Below are 14,706 nucleotides of genomic sequence, written 5' to 3' on the forward strand. Positions count from 1 at the left end.
GGACCGGGGGCCGAATATGGCTCAGCTCACCCCGGATGGCAGGATGGCGCGCGACATGGCGCCCTCCGATGAGCCTCCCAGCGACGGACCGAGCGACGGGTCCGGCGGCGAGTCCGGCGTGGACGACCGCCTCCCGCCCGGCCAGTACGTCCCGCGCGGCTTTCCCGTCCTGCACTACGGCCCGGTGCCGAAGTTCCGCCCGGACGTGTGGGACCTGCGGGTCTTCGGCGCCACCGCGACCGGCGGGCAGTACGCCTGGACGTGGGAGCAGTTCGACGCCCTGCCGCGCACGACCGTCGTCGCCGACTTCCACTGCGTCACCAAGTTCACGATCCCCGACAACCGGTGGGACGGCGTCCCGGGCACGGCGCTCGCCGAGCTGGCGCCCCCGCACCCGGACGTCACGCACGTCATGGTGTGGGCGGAGTACGGCTACAGCGCCAACATCCGCATGAGCGACTTCCTCGACGCGGGCACGCTGCTGGCCACCCACCGCGACGGCGAGCGGCTGACCGCCGACCACGGGTACCCCGTCCGGCTCGTCGTGCCGCGCCTGTACGCGTGGAAGAGCGTCAAGTGGGTGCGGGCCGTCGAGTACATGATCGGGGACCGGCGCGGGTTCTGGGAGGAGCGCGGGTACCACAACGTCGGCGACCCGTGGACGGAGCAGCGCTACTCCTACCAGGAGGATCCGGACGACGCGCCGCCGCCCTGATCCCGGAGCGCGGCGAGATCGCCTGCGAAGCCGGGTCCGGTGGGGTTACGGTCGGTCGTCATGGTCGCACCGTCCGTCCTCGACCTCGCCGGGTACGGCGCCGCGCTGCTCGGCGGCGGCGCGCTCGGCCGGTGCGCGCTGCGCCGCCGCGTCCGCCGCCCCCCGGTCCCGGCGCCCGACGACGCCACCGCCGCCGCGCTGCACACGCTGCTGCGCGCCGCGCCGCCGCTGCGCTCCGGGCTGACCCGGGCGTCGGCGCGGCGGGCCGCCCGGCCGCTGCGGCACCTGCTCGGCGCGGAGGCCGTCGCGATCGTCGGCGTGCCGCCCGACGGCGACGCCGAGCCCGACGACGGCGACGGCGGGGGCTCCGGCGGCGGTCGGCTGCTCGTCTGGGACGGCACCGGCGCCCACCTGCACGCGGGCGAGGTCCTGGCCGACGCCCTGCCGGTGCTCGGGTCGGGCCGCCCGCGCGTCCTGCCGCCCGAGGCGCTGGACTGCGACGTCCCGCTGTGCCGGATCCGCGTCGGCGTCATCGCGCCGATCGCGGTGGACGGCCGGGTCGCGGGCGCGCTCGCCGTCTACGGCAGGACCGCCGCGCCCGGCCGGGTGCGCGCCGTCGGCGAGGTCGCGCGCTGGCTCGGCAACCAGCTCGAACTCGCCGACCTGGACCGCGCGCGGACGCGCGCCGCCGAGGCCGAGATGCGGGCGCTGCGGGCGCAGATCTCGCCGCACTTCGTCTACAACTCGCTGACGACGATCGCCTCGTTCGTCCGGACCGACCCCGAGCGGGCGCGCGAGCTGCTGGTGGACTTCGCCGACTTCGCCCGCTACTCGTTCCGCAACCCGCGCGACTTCACCACGCTGGCCGACGAGCTGCGCTCCATCGACCGGTACCTGCTGCTGGAGCGGGCGCGGTTCGGGGAGCGGCTGCACTTCACGGTCGAGGTCGCGCCGGAGGTGCTGCCGGTCGAGGTGCCGTTCCTGTCGTTGCAGCCGCTGGTGGAGAACGCGATCCGGCACGGGATGCACGGGGCGTCCGGGACCGTCCACATCGAGATCGTCGCCCGCGACGCCGGGTCCGAGGCCGCGATCACGGTCGAGGACGACGGCGTCGGCATGGAGCCGGGGCGCCTCCGCGAGATCCTGGCGGGCGGGACGCGCGAGCGCGGCGGCGGGGGCGGCATCGGCCTCGCCAACGTGGACGAGCGGCTCCGCCAGGTCTACGGCGACGAGTACGGCCTCGTCGTCGAGACGGCCCGGGGCGCGGGCACGCGGGTGCGGCTGCGGGTGCCCAAGTTCCGCCCGGCGATGTTTCCCGCCTGAGGCGATCCGACCGCTTACGTGGTGGAACCGATTGCGAACGGAACGTGATCGGTGCAATCTCTTTCCATGCTGCGCGTCCTGGCCGTCGACGACGAGGTCCCCGCCCTGGAGGAGCTGACGTACCTGCTCCGGGAGGACCCGCGCATCGGGGACGTCACCGGGGCGAGCGAGGCGGCGGCGGCGCTGCGCGGGCTCAGCCGGATGCTCGCGGCGGGGGAGCGGCTGGACGCGGTGTTCCTCGACGTCCGGATGCCGGGCCTGGACGGCCTGGACTTCAGCCGCCTGCTCACCGGGTTCGCCGCGCCGCCGAAGGTCGTGTTCGTGACCGCGCACGACGACTTCGCCGTCACCGCCTACGAACTCGGCGCGGTGGACTACCTGCTCAAGCCCGTCCGGCCCGAGCGGCTGGCCGAGGCGGTGCGGCGCGTCGCGGACGCCGTCGGCGCGGCGGACGGGCCGCCGGGCGAGGACGACGACGAGCTGATCCCGGTCGACCTCGGCGGCCGGACGCGCCTGGTGCCCCGCAGGACCGTCACCCACGTCGTCGCGCACGGCGACTACGTGCGGCTGCACACCGCCGAGGCGCGCTATCTCGTGCGGATGCCGCTGGCGTCGCTGGAGCGCCGCTGGGAGGAGGCCGGGTTCGTGCGCATCCACCGCAGCACGCTGGTGTCGTCCGCGCACATCACCGAGCTGCGGTTCGACGGCGGCCGGGCTCTCGTGCAGGTCGGGGACGAACTTCTGCCCGTCAGCCGCCGCCACACCCGCCAGGTCCGGGACCTGCTCGTGCGCGGATTCCGCGCCGCCGAGCCGGCCGGCGACCTGGACGGCTGAGCGGGACGACCGTTCGTCGCGCGAAATCGACCGCTCGTCGTGCGGCTACGGAACGTATAGCGATGACTACCCACCGTTTACCGAGCCTTGTGGTGCAAGGGTCCCGATCGGTATCCGTCTCCCTCTAGTGTTCTCAGTGGCGGCAGTCGCCACGGGAGGTCACTCCGGTGCTGCGGCGCCCCGCACAGGACAAAACTGGAGATCCGCGCCGTGAGCGATCACGCCGGATCAGTCGCCGCATTCCGTACCGGGGGGGTGGGATGCGGTGACCTCGCGGCCCAGGCCGCCGCTGAACAGTCGGGGGGTTGTTCAGCGGCGCCTGGGCCTTCTTCTTCGCGCCCCGCCCGCGGTCAGGCGACGCGCAGGCGCTTGAGGACGTCGATGTCGGCGCGGTGCGGCTCGGCCCCGCGTCCCGGCGTCTCGATGACGAACGGCACGCCCGCCACTTCCGGGTGCCGCAGCAGCGCGCCGAACGGCTCGGCGCCGATCTGGCCGGCGCCGATGTTCTCGTGCCGGTCCTTGGCCGAGCCGCAGGCGTCCTTGGAGTCGTTGGCGTGGACGAGCTTGAGCCGTCCCGGCCCGACCGTCGCGACGAGCGCGTCCACGGTCGCCGCGACGCCGCCGGGCGCGGCCAGGTCGTGGCCCGCCGCGAACGCGTGGCAGGTGTCCAGGCACACGCCGAGCTTCGGATGCCGGTCGAGCCGCTCGAAGAACGGGCCGAGGTCCTCCACGCGGGCGCACAGCATCGCGCCCTGCCCGGCCATCGGCTCCAGCAGCAGGTCCGGGCCGTCGTCGGGGATCTCGTCCAACAGCGGCAGGACGTGCGCGCGGACCTGGTCCATCGCCGCCTCGTAGCTCTGGCTGACCGCCGACCCGGTGTGGACGACGACGCCGCGCGCCCCGATCGCCCGGCCCCGCTCCAGCGAGTGCCGGACGGTCGCGATGGACTTGGCGAGCGTCTCGGCGCTCGGCGACCCGAAGTTCACCAGGTAGGGCGCGTGGACGAAGACCGGCAGGCCCTCCTCGCGCAGCCGGGCGTCCTCGGCGGGCTTGCCCGCGGGCAGCGCCCATCCGCGCGGGTTCGCCACGAACACCTGGACGGCCTCCGCGCCGATCTCGGCGGCGTACTTCAACCCGCCGGACGCGAGCCCGCCCGCCACCGGCACATGGCCCCCGATGGGGCTGAAAGGTGAGGTCATAGCGTCGGCGAGCTTAGCCGCTCGCCCTGGCAGCCTCAGCCGTAGACCGTGATCACGCTGCCGCGCTTGGCCTGTGCGTCGGGGATCGGCGTCTGGCCGATCACGCGGTCGCCGACGCGGGTGCCGATCCGCATCTGGAAGCCGGAGCTCTCGATGGCGCGGCGCGCGTCGTCGAACGACTTGCCGATCACCGAAGGGACGGGGATCTTGTTGCCCTCGTCGCCCTTGCCGTCGTTGCAGAACCAGTTGCCGATCAGGCAGTCGCGCGGCGTCACGTACAGGGTGACCTGGTCGCCGCGCGAGACGCCCGAGCCGGGTGCGGGGTCCTGGCCGACGACGGTCCCGCCGGGCTTTCCGTCCTGCTTGCGGTCCTGGGTCTTCACGTCCAGGCCCATCGACGTCAGCGCGTTCTTCGCGTCGCCGGTGGACCAGCCGGTGAGGTCGGGGACGGTCATCCCGCTGCTCATGACCAGCGCGATCGGCTGGTCGGTGGAGACCTTCGTCCCGGCGGTCGGCTTCGTCCGGATCGCCCGGCCCTTCGCGACGGTCTCCGACGGCAGCGAGCTGACCCCGCCGACGCGGAAGCCCTTGCTCTCCAGCAGGTTCCGGGCGTCGGACTCGGTGCGGCCCTTGACGTCCGGGACCTCGCGCGGCACATGCCCCTTCGACACGTGCAGCGTGATCGTCATGCCCTGGGAGACGCGGGCGCCCGGCGCGGGGTCGGTCGCGGCGACCTCGCCCTTGTCCACGCGGTCGCTGTAGACCGTGTCGCCCTGCCGCACCGCGAGGCCGTGGCCGCGCAGCTCCTTGGTCGCGGCGGCCGGCTTCATCCCGATGATCTCTTCGGGGACGTGGTCGTACTGCCCCGAGAACTGGTACCAGACGGCCCAGCCGAGCACGATCGCGGCGACGGCGGCCACCGCGACGATCGCCCAGCGGCGGCCGGACCCGCCGAACGCCCCGCCGCGCGGCGGGGGCCCGGCCGGGGTGCCGTCCGTCGGGTCCAGGACGGCGGTGCGCCCGTCGCCCGGCGGCGCCGGGGTCTGCAGGACGGCGGTCGGACGGGGCCCGGACGCGGCCAGCCGCGCGTCGAAGTCGGGCGCGAGCCCGCCGTGGACCTCGGCGACGGCCGCGAGAAAGGCGTTGGCGTCCTGCGGGCGCTCGGCGGCGTCGCGGGCGGTGGCGCGGGCGACGAGCGCGTCGACCGGCGCGGGCAGCCCCGGGACGAACTCCGACGGCGCCGGGACGGTCCCGTTGGCGTGCTGGTAGGCGACCGCGAGCGGCGTGTCGCCCTCGTAGGGGAGCCGCCCGGTCAGCAGCTCGAACAGCATGACCCCGGCCGCGTACACGTCGCTGCGGACGTCGGCGTGCCCGGTCAGGACCTGCTCGGGCGCGAGGTACCCGACCGTCCCGATGATCAGCCCGGTGCGGGTCATCTTGCCCGCCGTCTCGGCGCGGGCCAGCCCGAAGTCGGCGACCTTGACCTGCCCGTCGGCGGCGATCAGGACGTTCTCCGGCTTCACGTCCCGGTGGACGAGCCCGGCCCGGTGCGCGGCGCCGAGCGCGGCCAGCACCGGCTGCATGATCTCCAGCGCTTCACGAGGGCCGAGCCGGGTCCGCTCGGTGAGCAGGTCGCGCAGCGTGCGGCCGTGGACCAGCTCCATGACGAGGAAGACGTGCTCGCCGTCGGTCCGCTGGTCGTAGACGGCGACGACGTTCGGGTGCGACAGCGCGGCGGCGGCCTTGGCCTCGCCGATGAAGCGGCGGACGAACTCCTCGTCGGCGGCCAGGTGCGGGTGCATGACCTTGATCGCGACCGTCCGGTCGAGCCGGAGGTCGCGCGCGACGTAGACGGTCGCCATGCCGCCGCGGGCGATCCGCGACTCGATGCGGTACCGCCCGTCGAGCACGCTCCCGACGAGGGGGTCCGCGGTCGAGGTATCCATCGGACCGAGTTTATGCGGGATCCCGAAAACCTCTCATCACCCCTGAGGATGACTCAGGTGCCGGTCCGTCCTTCGAAGGGCGACGACGCCTGCGCGTAGCGGCGCCGGGGGATCCGGCCCGCCAGCCGCGCGAGGCGCCCGGCCGCGACGGCGTGGCGCATCGCGCGGGCCATCAGCGCCGGTTCCTGCGCGCGGGTGACGGCCGTGGCGAGCAGCACCGCGTCGCAGCCCAGCTCCATCGCGAGCGCCGCGTCGCTGGCGGTGCCGATCCCGGCGTCCAGGATCACCGGGACGCCCGCCGCCTCCACGATCAGCTCGATGTTGTGCGGGTTGCGGATTCCGAGACCCGAGCCGATGGGGGAGCCGAGCGGCATGACGGCCGCGCAGCCGACCTGTTCGAGCCGCCGGGCCAGCACCGGGTCGTCGTTGGTGTACGGCAGGACGGTGAACCCGTCGGCGACGAGCTGTTCGGCGGCGTCGACCAGCTCGATCGGGTCGGGCAGCAGCGTCCGCTCGTCGGCGATGACCTCCAGCTTCACCCAGGACGTCCCGAGCGCCTCGCGGGCCAGCTTGGCGGTCAGCACCGCCTCGCCCGCCGTGAAGCAGCCCGCCGTGTTGGGCAGCACCCGCACGCCGCAGTCGCGCAGCACGTCCAGCACCGAGCCGTGCGCGGACGGGTCCACGCGCCGCATCGCGACCGTGGTCAGCTCGGTGCCCGACGCCGTCAGCGCGTCCCGCAGCACGGCGAGGCTCGGCGCGCCGCCGGTGCCGGTGATGAGCCGCGAGCCGAACGCCTCGCCCGCGATGACCAGCGGGTCTTCCCGTGGGTTCGCCATGGTCGTCACCCTCCCTGCACGGCGGTCAGCACTTCCAGGCGGTCGGCGTCGGCGAGCGCGGTCGCCGTCCACCGCGAGCGGCCGACGACCTCGTCGTTCAGCGCCGCCGCCACCCCGGACGGGGCCGCCGTGACGAGCGCGACGGCGTCGGCGACGGTCGCGCCGGTCGGCAGCTCGCGGGGCTCGCCGTTCACGATGATCTTCATGCGCGCACCTCGAAGCGGTCCGGGACGAACGGGCGGCCGATCTCCGGGACCTCGCCGTCCAGCAGCGCGGCGGTGAGGATTTCCGCGCTGACCGGGGCGAGGAGGATCCCGTTGCGGTAATGGCCGGTGCCGAGGACGAGCCCCGGCAGCGCCGCCGGACCGAGCAGCGGCGCGTTGTCCGGAGACCCGGGCCGCAATCCGGCCGTGACCTCGGCGAACTCCAGCTCGGTGATGCCGGGGACGAGGTCGCGGGCGTCGCGCAGCAGCTCCCAGACTCCGCCCGCCGTGACCCGCGTGTCGAAGCCCAGCTCCTCCTGCGTGGCGCCGACGACGACCTCGCCGTCCGCGCGCGGCACCAGGTACACCGCCGAGCCCCGGACGAGGCCGCGCAAGGTGCGGGTCAGGAACGGCCCGGACGTCCGCAGCCGCAGCACCTGCCCCTTCACCGGCCGGACGGGCGGCACCGCGCCCGGCGGCAGCCCGCCGATCCCGCCCGACCACGGCCCGGCGGCGAGCAGGACCCGGTCGGCGGGCAGCGCGGTCCCGTCGTCCAGCCGGACGCCCGTCGCGGCCCCGCCGGTCACGATCACCTCGGCCGCGCGCCGCCGGACGATCCGCACGCCCAGCTTCTCCAGGGCGGCCAGCAGCGCCGGGACGAGCCGCCGGGGATCTACGGACCCGTCCTCGGGGGCGAGCAGCCCGCCCCGGACGCCGGGCGCGAGCAGCGGTTCCAGGCGCCGCGCCTCGCGTCCGGTGAGGGTCTCGGCGGGCACGCCCAGCGACTCCTGGAAGCGGCGCGCGTCGTCCAGCCGGGCGAGGTCGTCGGCGTCGAAGGCGACCTGGAGCGAGCCGTCGCCCCGGAAGCCCGTGGACAGGCCGGTCGCGTCCTCCAGCTCGGCGGTGAACGCCGGATAGAGATCGCGGGACGCCAGCCCGAGCCGCAGCAGTTCCTCCTCGCCGTAGGCCAGCTCGCCGAGCGGGGCGAGCATCCCGGCGGCGACCGAGGTGGCGCCACTGCCCGGCGCGGGGTCGATCAGCGTGACGGCGGCGCCCCGCGCGGCGGTGCGCCAGGCCGTCGCGAGACCCACGACGCCCGCGCCGATGACGGCGATCTCCATGCGCGCTCCCTTCGCCGGCATGATCCGGATCAGGTCCCGACGGTCGGCGGCCCCGCGCCCGCAGCGCGTCCCAGCCGCCCTCTCAGCCCGGTCGTGCCGGACTCCCGTGCTTTGTCCAGTTTTACTGTACGGCCGGGCAGGGGGCGCCGGGACCGGCGCGGCTAGGGTGCCGGGCATGGACCGTGTGATCATCGTCGGCGGCGGCCTGGCCGGCATGCGCGCCGCGGAAGCCCTGCGCGCCCGAGGGTTCGCGGGCGCGCTGACGCTCGTCGGGGCCGAGGCGCGGCGTCCCTACGACCGGCCGCCGCTGTCCAAGGCCGTCCTCGCCGGGGAGACCGACGCCACCGAGCTGACCGCCGACTGGGACGCGCTGCGCTGCGACCTGCTGCTCGGCGAGCGCGCCACCGGCCTGCGTCCTGCCCCCGGACGCGGCGGGACGCTCGCGACGACGGCCGGGGACCTCCCGTTCGACGGGCTCGTCATCGCGACCGGCGCCGTGCCCGTCCTGCTGCCCGGGCCCGGCCGCCAGCACGTCCTGCGCACCCACGAGGACGCCCACGAGCTGCGGGAACACCTCGTCCCCGGCGCCCGGATCGTAATCGTCGGCGCGGGCTGGATCGGCGCGGAGGTCGCCACGGCCGCCGCGAAGAAGGGCTGCCGGGTGACGGTCGCCGAGGCGGGCGACGCGCCCCTCGGCCAGGCCCTCGGCGCGGACCTCGGCGCGCGCACCGCCCCCTGGTACGCGGCGGCGGGCGTGGAGCTGCGGACGGGCGTGCGCGTCGCGTCCGTCGAGCACGACGGTCTCCTGCTCGCGGGCGGGGAGCGCATCGGCGCCGACGCCGTGGTCACCGGGATCGGCGTCCGGCCCGACGTCGGCTGGCTCGACGGGTCCGGCCTGGACGTCGAACGCGGCGTCCTCGCCGACGCCGCGCTGCGCGCCTCGATCGGCGGGGTGCCCCGGCCCGACATCGTGGCCGTCGGCGACTGCGCCGCCTGGTGGTCGCACCGGTACGGCCGCCGCCTGCTGGTCGAGCACTGGGACGCCGCGCTCAACGCCCCCGAGACCGCCGCCGCGACCCTGCTCGGCGAGGACGCCGCCTACGACGCGATCCCGTACTTCTGGTCCGAGCAGTTCGGGCATATGGTCCAGTACCTCGGGCGGCACGAGAACGCCGAGCGCCGGATCGACCGGGGCGACCCGGCGGGCGCGTCCTGGTCGTCGGTCTGGCTCACCGGGGACCGGATCGACGCCGTCCTCACCGTCGACCGGCCGCGCGACCTCGTGCAGGCCCGGCGCCTCATGACCGCCGGGACGCCCGTGGACCCGGCCATCGCCGCCGATCCGGACATTCCGCTCCGGCAGGCCGTCCGGGACCGACCGTCGTGACGCCGGGTTTGAGCACTCTTCGGACGTGGTAGCAAGGGGGCGTGACGCAGATGCACGCTACCGTTGACAAGGTCGCCGACCCCCGCACCGACGCTCTGATCGGAGAGTGGCTCTCCCTCCAGGAGGCCGCCGACAGCCTCGGCATCAAGCCGAACCGCGTCCGTCAGCTCCTCAGCGAGCGCAAGCTCCTCGCCGTCCGGCGCGACGGCCGGCCCGTCGTTCCCGCCGCCTTCATCCGCGACGGCCAGGTCGTCAAGGGCCTCTCCGGCACGCTCACGCTGCTGGCCGACGCCGGGTTCGACGACGAGGAGACGCTGCGCTGGCTGTTCACCGCCGACGACACGCTCCCCGGCACGCCCGTCCAGGCGCTCACGGAGAACCGCGGGACGGAGGTCCGCCGCCGCGCCCAGGCCCTCGCCTTCTGAGCCTGGAAGGATGGCGCGGGCCGGCCGAAGGCCCGCGCCGTCCACAGGAAAGGAAACCCCCGCCCCCGTGTCCAGGCACCTGCCCTCCGAGCGCGCCGTCGCGCTGCGCGCCCGGCTCGACCGCGCCCGCCTCTACCTCTGCACCGACGCCCGGGAGCGCCAGGGCGACCTGCCCGCGTTCCTCGACGCCGTCCTCGCGGGCGGCGTGGACGTCGTCCAGCTCCGGCAGAAGGGCCTGGAGGCCCGGCAGGAGATGGCGCATCTGGCGGTCTTCCGGGCGGCGTGCGACCGGCACGGCGCGCTGCTGGCCGTCAACGACCGCGCCGACATCGCCCACGCGGTCGGCGCGGACGTCCTGCACCTCGGCCAGGACGACCTGCCCGTCGCCGCCGCCCGCGCGATCGTCGGCGAAGACGTCCTGATCGGCCGCTCCACGCACGCCCCCGCCGAGGCCGACGCGGCGGCGGACGAGCCCGGCGTCGACTACTTCTGCACCGGCCCCGTCTGGCCCACGCCCACCAAGCCCGGCCGCGCCGCGCCCGGCCTCGGGCTGGTCGAGCACACGGCCGCCCGGAACCCGGCCCGGCCGTGGTTCGCGATCGGCGGCATCGACGGCGACCGGCTCGGCGCGGTGCTGGCGGCGGGGGCGCGGCGGATCGTGGTCGTCCGCGCGCTCACCGATGCCGCCGACCCCGGCAAGGCCGCCGCGGAACTGGCCGCCGCGCTGCCGCCCGCGTGACCGCGGGTGCCGACGTGACGAAGGCCGCGTGAACATCTGCCCTACCCGCGCACGCCGCGCGCCGCGATGGCCGACAATGGAGCCATGAGCAGTGGACCCGAGGTCCCCGACGACGACCGCACCGTCGAGCAGGACGACGAACTCGTGATCCTTCCCGACGTCACCGGCGACGAGACCGACGTCGGCTGGGGCGAATGGCGCGGCGACGCGTCCGACGACGACCGCCTGCTCGCGGACCGGCCCCCGCACTGGTAGGCCGGACGGGCGTCAGACCAGGACCCCGATGACGAACCCGAGCGCCACGACCGTCGCGAGCGCGATCATCATCCGCCACCGGTAGCGGGGGATGCGGGTCGGGCGCGGCCTCGGCTCGGGCGCCCGGTCGTCGCGCAGCGCCCGCACCAGCGCCGCCGCCGTCGGCCGCGCCGCCGGGTTCTTGTCCAGGCAGCGCAGCGCGAGGTCGCGCAGCGGGCCGTCCAGCGTCCCGAGGTCGGGACGGCGGGCGGCGATGCGGCGCGCGGCGCCGGGACCGGTGCCGAACGGCGGCCGTCCGGTCGCGGCGAACACGAGCGTCGCGGCCCAGGCGAACACGTCGGCGGGCGCGCCGACCGGCTCGTCCTCGATCTGCTCGGGCGCCAGGTAGGCCGGGTCGCCGGGCGGCGGGACGCCGAGGCCCGCGAGCCTGGTCCCGTCCGGGCCGAGCAGCACCGCGCGCGGCCCGCACCCGCCGTGGACGAGGCCCGCCCGGTGGACCGACGCCAGGCCCGCCGCCGTGCGCAGCGCGACGTCGCGCAGCGCCGCCCCGGCCAGCGGGCCCCCGGCGGCGACGGCCGCCGCGAGCGACGGGCCGTCCACGAACTCGGTCACGACGAACGCGCGGCCCTCGCTGACCCCGGCGTGCAGGACGTGCGCGACGTGGCGTCCGGTGACGTCCTGGAACGCGGCGGCCCGGTTGCGCGCCCGGCCCGCCGCGCGTCCCTCGCCGCGCAGCCGCCGGACGGCGACCGCCGCGCCCTCGGGGGAGCGGCCGAGGAACGTCTGGTCGTCCAGCCGTCCGGCGAGGCGGTAGCGCCCGATGCGGCGCGGGTCGTCCGGGCCGAGCGGAACGCCCCGTTCGCGCGGCCCGCGCTCGGGGCGCGGCACCGCGTGCAGGCGGCGGGGGGCCGACCGCCGGGAGGAATCGTGCGGCACAGGACGCTCCGGCTGCGGGGGGACGGGAGATCGCGCTTATTTGTACCGTGCCCGGCCGCGCACCGGCAGCCGAACCCCGATGATCATCGGCAGGGCGCGCCGCCCCGCCCGAACGCCCCGGTCAGCGGCAGGTCCCGGGACGACGCGCCGACCGCGACGCGGTAGCAGCCGGGCGCGACCTTCCACGCGTCCGCGCCGGTGTCCCAGTACGCCAGCGACCGTTCGGTCAGCGGGAACGTGACGGTCGCGCTCTGCCCGGGCGCGAGCGCCACCTTCTGGTAGCCCTTGAGCTGGCGCGGCGGCTGCGGGACGGACGCCCGCGACGGCAGCTCGAGGTAGAGCTGCGGGACGGCCGTCCCCGCCCGGGCGCCGGTGTTGGTCACCGTGACCTGCACGCCGGTCGGTGACACCTTCAGGCCGTCGTAACGGAAGGCGGTGTACGACAGGCCGTACCCGAACGGGTAGCGCGGCGTTATGCCCTTGGCGTCGTAGTGCCGGTACCCGACGTTCACGCCCTCGCTGAAGACGGCCTTCTTGTCGGTGCCGGGGACGGCGGGCGCGTCCTTCTCGTCCACCGGGAACGTCAGCGGGAGGCGTCCGGACGCGTCCACGTCCCCGTAGAGCACGCGGGCCAGCGCCGTGCCCGCCTGCTGTCCCGGGTACCAGGCCGCGACGATGCCGCGCACCCGGTCGGCCCACGGCATGAGCACCGGGCCGCCGGTCTCCAGCACGACGATCGTGTTCGGGTTGGCGGCGGCGACGGCGGAGATCAGCGCGTCCTGGTCGCCGCGCCACGGGTCGCCGCAGGCCAGCGTCAGGCAGGACCGGTCGAAGAACTCGCCCTCGCTGTCGGTCGCGAACACGATCGCCACCTTGGCCTTGCGCGCCGCCTCGGCCGCCGCGCGCACGTCCCGGCCGTCGGCGTAGGTGACGGACGCTCCGGCGCGCGCGGTGATGCCGCGCTCGGGCGAGACGGACGAGAACGGCTGCACCTGCGCCGACCCCGAACCGCTGATCGGGTCGCGCGCGCCGTGCCCGATCAGCGCGACCGGGTCCCCGGCGCGCAGCGGCAGGACGCCGCCGGAGTTGCGCAGCAGCGTGATCCCGGCCTCCTCGATCTCCCGGGCGGCGGTCTCGCTCGCCGTCCGGTCGACGCGGGCCAGGTCGTTGGGGTAGGCGTCGCGGTCGAAGACGCCGAACGCGAACATCGTCCGCAGGATCGCGCGGGCGTGGCCGTCGATCGTCGCCTGCTCCACCTTGCCCTGCTCCACGGCCCGCTTGAGCAGCCACGCGTTGTACTTCGCGCCGATCGGCAGCTCCATGTCCAGGCCGTTGTTCGCCGAGCCGATCTCGCTCTGCACGGCCGTGTGGTCGGACGCGGTGAACCCGGTGAAGCCCCACTCGCCGCGCAGGACGCCGTTGAGGACGCCGCCGTCCTCGCACGCCCAGCGCCCGTTCACCTTCCCGAACCCGCACATGACGGTCGCCGTGCCGCCGTCGCGGACGGCCGCCTCGAACGGGGGCAGGTAGATCTCGCGGAGCGTGCGCTCGTCCACCGTCATGTCCAGGGACAGGCGGTCGGTCTCCTGCGTGTAGACCGCGAGGTGCTTCACCGACGTCATCACGCCCTGCTGCTGCGCGCCCTTCACCCACGGCGCGGACAGGCTCGCCGACAGGTACGGGTCCTCTCCGAAGCCCTCGAACGACCGGCCGTCGCGCGGCGTGCGCAGGACGTCCACGGTCGGCCCGAAGATCACGTCGTTGCCGCGGTGCCGCGCCTCCCACGCCACCGTCGCGCCGTAGCGGGCGGCGGCGGCCGGGTCGAAGCCGGCGGCCAGCGCGATCGGGGCGGGCAGCGCGGTGGCGTTGCCCTGCCGGACGCCCGCCGGGCCGTCCGCCATGTACAGCGGCGGGACGCCGAGCCGGGGGATCCCCGCGTTGGTGTCGGCGTGCGCGCCGTCCCAGAACCCGCCGAGCGGGCCGCCCAGCGGGTCGTCCGACGACAGCAGCGCGATCTTCTCGTCGTCGGTCATCTTCGCCAGGACGAGCCCGGCCCGCTTGTCGGGCGCCAGCGACCGGTCGCACCACGGACGCTCGGCGACGCTCCCGCAGCGCGTGTCCGTGCGCGCGTCCGACGGGCCGGCGCCGAGCGCGAGCGCGCCGCCCGCCAGCGCGGCGACGAGCCCGGCCGCCGGGACGCGGCCGATCCTCACGACCGGTCCTCGACCTCGACGCCCAGGGAGTTCAGCGCGAACGCCGTGAGCTGGTAGAACCCGACGAGCAGCACCAGCTCGATCAGCTCCCGCTCGTCGAACCGCGCGGCGAGGGCGGCCCAGGTGGCGTCGCCGACCGCCCCGTCCGCGTGCAGCTCGTCGGCCGCCGCGAGGACGGCCCGGTCGGCCTCGTCCCACGGGTGCGCGTCCAGGTCGCGGCGCAGCGCGGCGACCTCGTCCTCGGTCAGGCCCTCCTGAAGCCCGAGCGCGCTGTGGTGGAACCACTCGTACTCGCTCCGCCGGTGGTGGGCGACGCGCAGGATGGCCATCTCGCGGACGCGGCCGTCCAGCAGCCCCTCGGTCAGCAGCTTGGTGCCGAGGCCGAGCCAGGCGCGGAACAGGTCGGGGTGGCGGGCGAGCGTGGTGAAGACGTGGAGCGGGCCGGTGGCGGACACGACGGCCCGCAGCTCGTCGGTCCACGCCTCTTCGGGGAGCGGGGGGATCCGGGGCATGGTCCCCTTTCTGCCACTCATCGGTGGCGAAATGCTAGTCCATGCGGGGTTTGTGGCCGGAT

15 protein-coding genes are annotated in these 14,706 nt (G+C 75.4%); 7 read left to right on the forward strand and 8 right to left on the reverse strand.

Features of this window, described 5'->3' with window-relative positions; genetic code table 11:
- Window positions 1-55: 55 nt before the first annotated feature.
- From GQ466_RS07760 to GQ466_RS07770, 3 genes are all read left to right on the forward strand, one after another.
- A complete protein-coding gene (locus GQ466_RS07760; RefSeq protein ID WP_202420002.1) occupies window positions 56-715 on the forward strand; it encodes a sulfite oxidase-like oxidoreductase in 660 nt (219 codons plus the stop codon).
- A 60-nt stretch (window positions 716-775) separates the two neighbouring features.
- Entirely contained in the window at window positions 776-2,038 is a 1,263-nt protein-coding gene (locus GQ466_RS07765; RefSeq protein ID WP_161102016.1) for a sensor histidine kinase, read from the forward strand.
- A 66-nt stretch (window positions 2,039-2,104) separates the two neighbouring features.
- Window positions 2,105-2,872 (forward strand): LytR/AlgR family response regulator transcription factor, encoded by a 768-nt coding sequence (locus tag GQ466_RS07770; protein WP_161102468.1) that lies wholly within the window; start codon window positions 2,105-2,107, stop codon window positions 2,870-2,872.
- A gap of 350 nt (window positions 2,873-3,222) precedes the next feature.
- Here the strand turns inward: GQ466_RS07770 and GQ466_RS07775 are convergent, their stop codons facing one another.
- Genes GQ466_RS07775 through thiO form a run of 5 tightly spaced genes read right to left on the reverse strand, consistent with a single transcriptional unit; the run spans window position 3,223 to window position 8,177 of the window.
- Window positions 3,223-4,071, reverse strand: coding sequence for a deoxyribonuclease IV (locus GQ466_RS07775; protein ID WP_161102017.1), 849 nt, complete (start codon window positions 4,069-4,071; stop codon window positions 3,223-3,225).
- A 35-nt stretch (window positions 4,072-4,106) separates the two neighbouring features.
- The gene (pknB, locus tag GQ466_RS07780; RefSeq protein WP_161102018.1) at window positions 4,107-6,017 is read right to left on the reverse strand and encodes a Stk1 family PASTA domain-containing Ser/Thr kinase; all 1,911 of its coding nucleotides are present in this window, start codon (window positions 6,015-6,017) and stop codon (window positions 4,107-4,109) included.
- Window positions 6,018-6,070: 53 nt separating this feature from the next.
- A complete protein-coding gene (locus GQ466_RS07785; protein ID WP_161102019.1) occupies window positions 6,071-6,853 on the reverse strand; it encodes a thiazole synthase in 783 nt (260 codons plus the stop codon).
- Window positions 6,854-6,858: 5 nt separating this feature from the next.
- Window positions 6,859-7,059, reverse strand: a complete 201-nt coding sequence (gene thiS, locus GQ466_RS07790) for a sulfur carrier protein ThiS (protein ID WP_161102020.1) — start codon at window positions 7,057-7,059, stop codon at window positions 6,859-6,861.
- A complete protein-coding gene (thiO, locus tag GQ466_RS07795) occupies window positions 7,056-8,177 on the reverse strand; it encodes a glycine oxidase ThiO (protein ID WP_161102021.1) in 1,122 nt (373 codons plus the stop codon). The genes thiS and thiO overlap by 4 nt, the downstream gene beginning before the upstream one ends.
- Window positions 8,178-8,352: 175 nt before the next feature.
- Here thiO and GQ466_RS07800 point away from each other — a divergent pair, with 175 nt between their 5' ends.
- The 4 genes from GQ466_RS07800 (at window position 8,353) to GQ466_RS30665 (ending at window position 10,983) form a co-directional block, all read left to right on the forward strand.
- Window positions 8,353-9,564 (forward strand): NAD(P)/FAD-dependent oxidoreductase, encoded by a 1,212-nt coding sequence (locus tag GQ466_RS07800; protein WP_161102022.1) that lies wholly within the window; start codon window positions 8,353-8,355, stop codon window positions 9,562-9,564.
- A 50-nt stretch (window positions 9,565-9,614) separates the two neighbouring features.
- Window positions 9,615-9,989, forward strand: a complete 375-nt coding sequence (locus GQ466_RS07805) for an Rv2175c family DNA-binding protein (protein ID WP_161102023.1) — start codon at window positions 9,615-9,617, stop codon at window positions 9,987-9,989.
- A gap of 67 nt (window positions 9,990-10,056) precedes the next feature.
- Complete coding sequence (gene thiE, locus GQ466_RS07810; RefSeq protein ID WP_337193362.1) at window positions 10,057-10,728, forward strand: thiamine phosphate synthase; 672 nt, start codon at window positions 10,057-10,059, stop codon at window positions 10,726-10,728.
- Between the two features lie 84 nt (window positions 10,729-10,812).
- Window positions 10,813-10,983: a hypothetical protein gene (locus tag GQ466_RS30665; protein WP_202420003.1), complete on the forward strand. Its 171-nt coding sequence runs from the start codon at window positions 10,813-10,815 to the stop codon at window positions 10,981-10,983.
- Window positions 10,984-10,995: 12 nt separating this feature from the next.
- On the opposite strand, the gene GQ466_RS07815 is transcribed toward GQ466_RS30665, so the two are convergent.
- The 3 genes from GQ466_RS07815 to GQ466_RS07825 form a co-directional block, all read right to left on the reverse strand.
- Window positions 10,996-11,919: a protein kinase family protein gene (locus GQ466_RS07815; protein WP_161102025.1), complete on the reverse strand. Its 924-nt coding sequence runs from the start codon at window positions 11,917-11,919 to the stop codon at window positions 10,996-10,998.
- A gap of 83 nt (window positions 11,920-12,002) precedes the next feature.
- Complete coding sequence (locus GQ466_RS07820; RefSeq protein WP_161102026.1) at window positions 12,003-14,132, reverse strand: glycoside hydrolase family 3 C-terminal domain-containing protein; 2,130 nt, start codon at window positions 14,130-14,132, stop codon at window positions 12,003-12,005.
- On the reverse strand, window positions 14,129-14,644 hold the full coding sequence (locus tag GQ466_RS07825; RefSeq protein ID WP_161102027.1) for a carboxymuconolactone decarboxylase family protein: 516 nt from the start codon (window positions 14,642-14,644) through the stop codon (window positions 14,129-14,131). Before GQ466_RS07825 ends, GQ466_RS07820 begins: the two co-directional genes overlap by 4 nt.
- Window positions 14,645-14,706: the final 62 nt, after the last annotated feature.

The organism is Actinomadura rayongensis, assembly GCF_009831215.1.
GTDB classification, from domain to species: domain Bacteria; phylum Actinomycetota; class Actinomycetes; order Streptosporangiales; family Streptosporangiaceae; genus Spirillospora; species Spirillospora rayongensis.

Coding starts and splice junctions, on each gene's coding strand:
- GQ466_RS07760 (WP_202420002.1), top strand. CDS start 56: ATGGCGCCCTCCGATGAGCCTCCCAGCGACGGACCGAGCGACGGGTCC.
- GQ466_RS07765 (WP_161102016.1), top strand. CDS start 776: ATGGTCGCACCGTCCGTCCTCGACCTCGCCGGGTACGGCGCCGCGCTG.
- GQ466_RS07770 (WP_161102468.1), top strand. CDS start 2,105: ATGCTGCGCGTCCTGGCCGTCGACGACGAGGTCCCCGCCCTGGAGGAG.
- GQ466_RS07775 (WP_161102017.1), bottom strand. CDS start 4,071: ATGACCTCACCTTTCAGCCCCATCGGGGGCCATGTGCCGGTGGCGGGC.
- pknB (WP_161102018.1), bottom strand. CDS start 6,017: ATGGATACCTCGACCGCGGACCCCCTCGTCGGGAGCGTGCTCGACGGG.
- GQ466_RS07785 (WP_161102019.1), bottom strand. CDS start 6,853: ATGGCGAACCCACGGGAAGACCCGCTGGTCATCGCGGGCGAGGCGTTC.
- thiS (WP_161102020.1), bottom strand. CDS start 7,059: ATGAAGATCATCGTGAACGGCGAGCCCCGCGAGCTGCCGACCGGCGCG.
- thiO (WP_161102021.1), bottom strand. CDS start 8,177: ATGGAGATCGCCGTCATCGGCGCGGGCGTCGTGGGTCTCGCGACGGCC.
- GQ466_RS07800 (WP_161102022.1), top strand. CDS start 8,353: ATGGACCGTGTGATCATCGTCGGCGGCGGCCTGGCCGGCATGCGCGCC.
- GQ466_RS07805 (WP_161102023.1), top strand. CDS start 9,615: ATGCACGCTACCGTTGACAAGGTCGCCGACCCCCGCACCGACGCTCTG.
- GQ466_RS30665 (WP_202420003.1), top strand. CDS start 10,813: ATGAGCAGTGGACCCGAGGTCCCCGACGACGACCGCACCGTCGAGCAG.
- GQ466_RS07825 (WP_161102027.1), bottom strand. CDS start 14,644: ATGCCCCGGATCCCCCCGCTCCCCGAAGAGGCGTGGACCGACGAGCTG.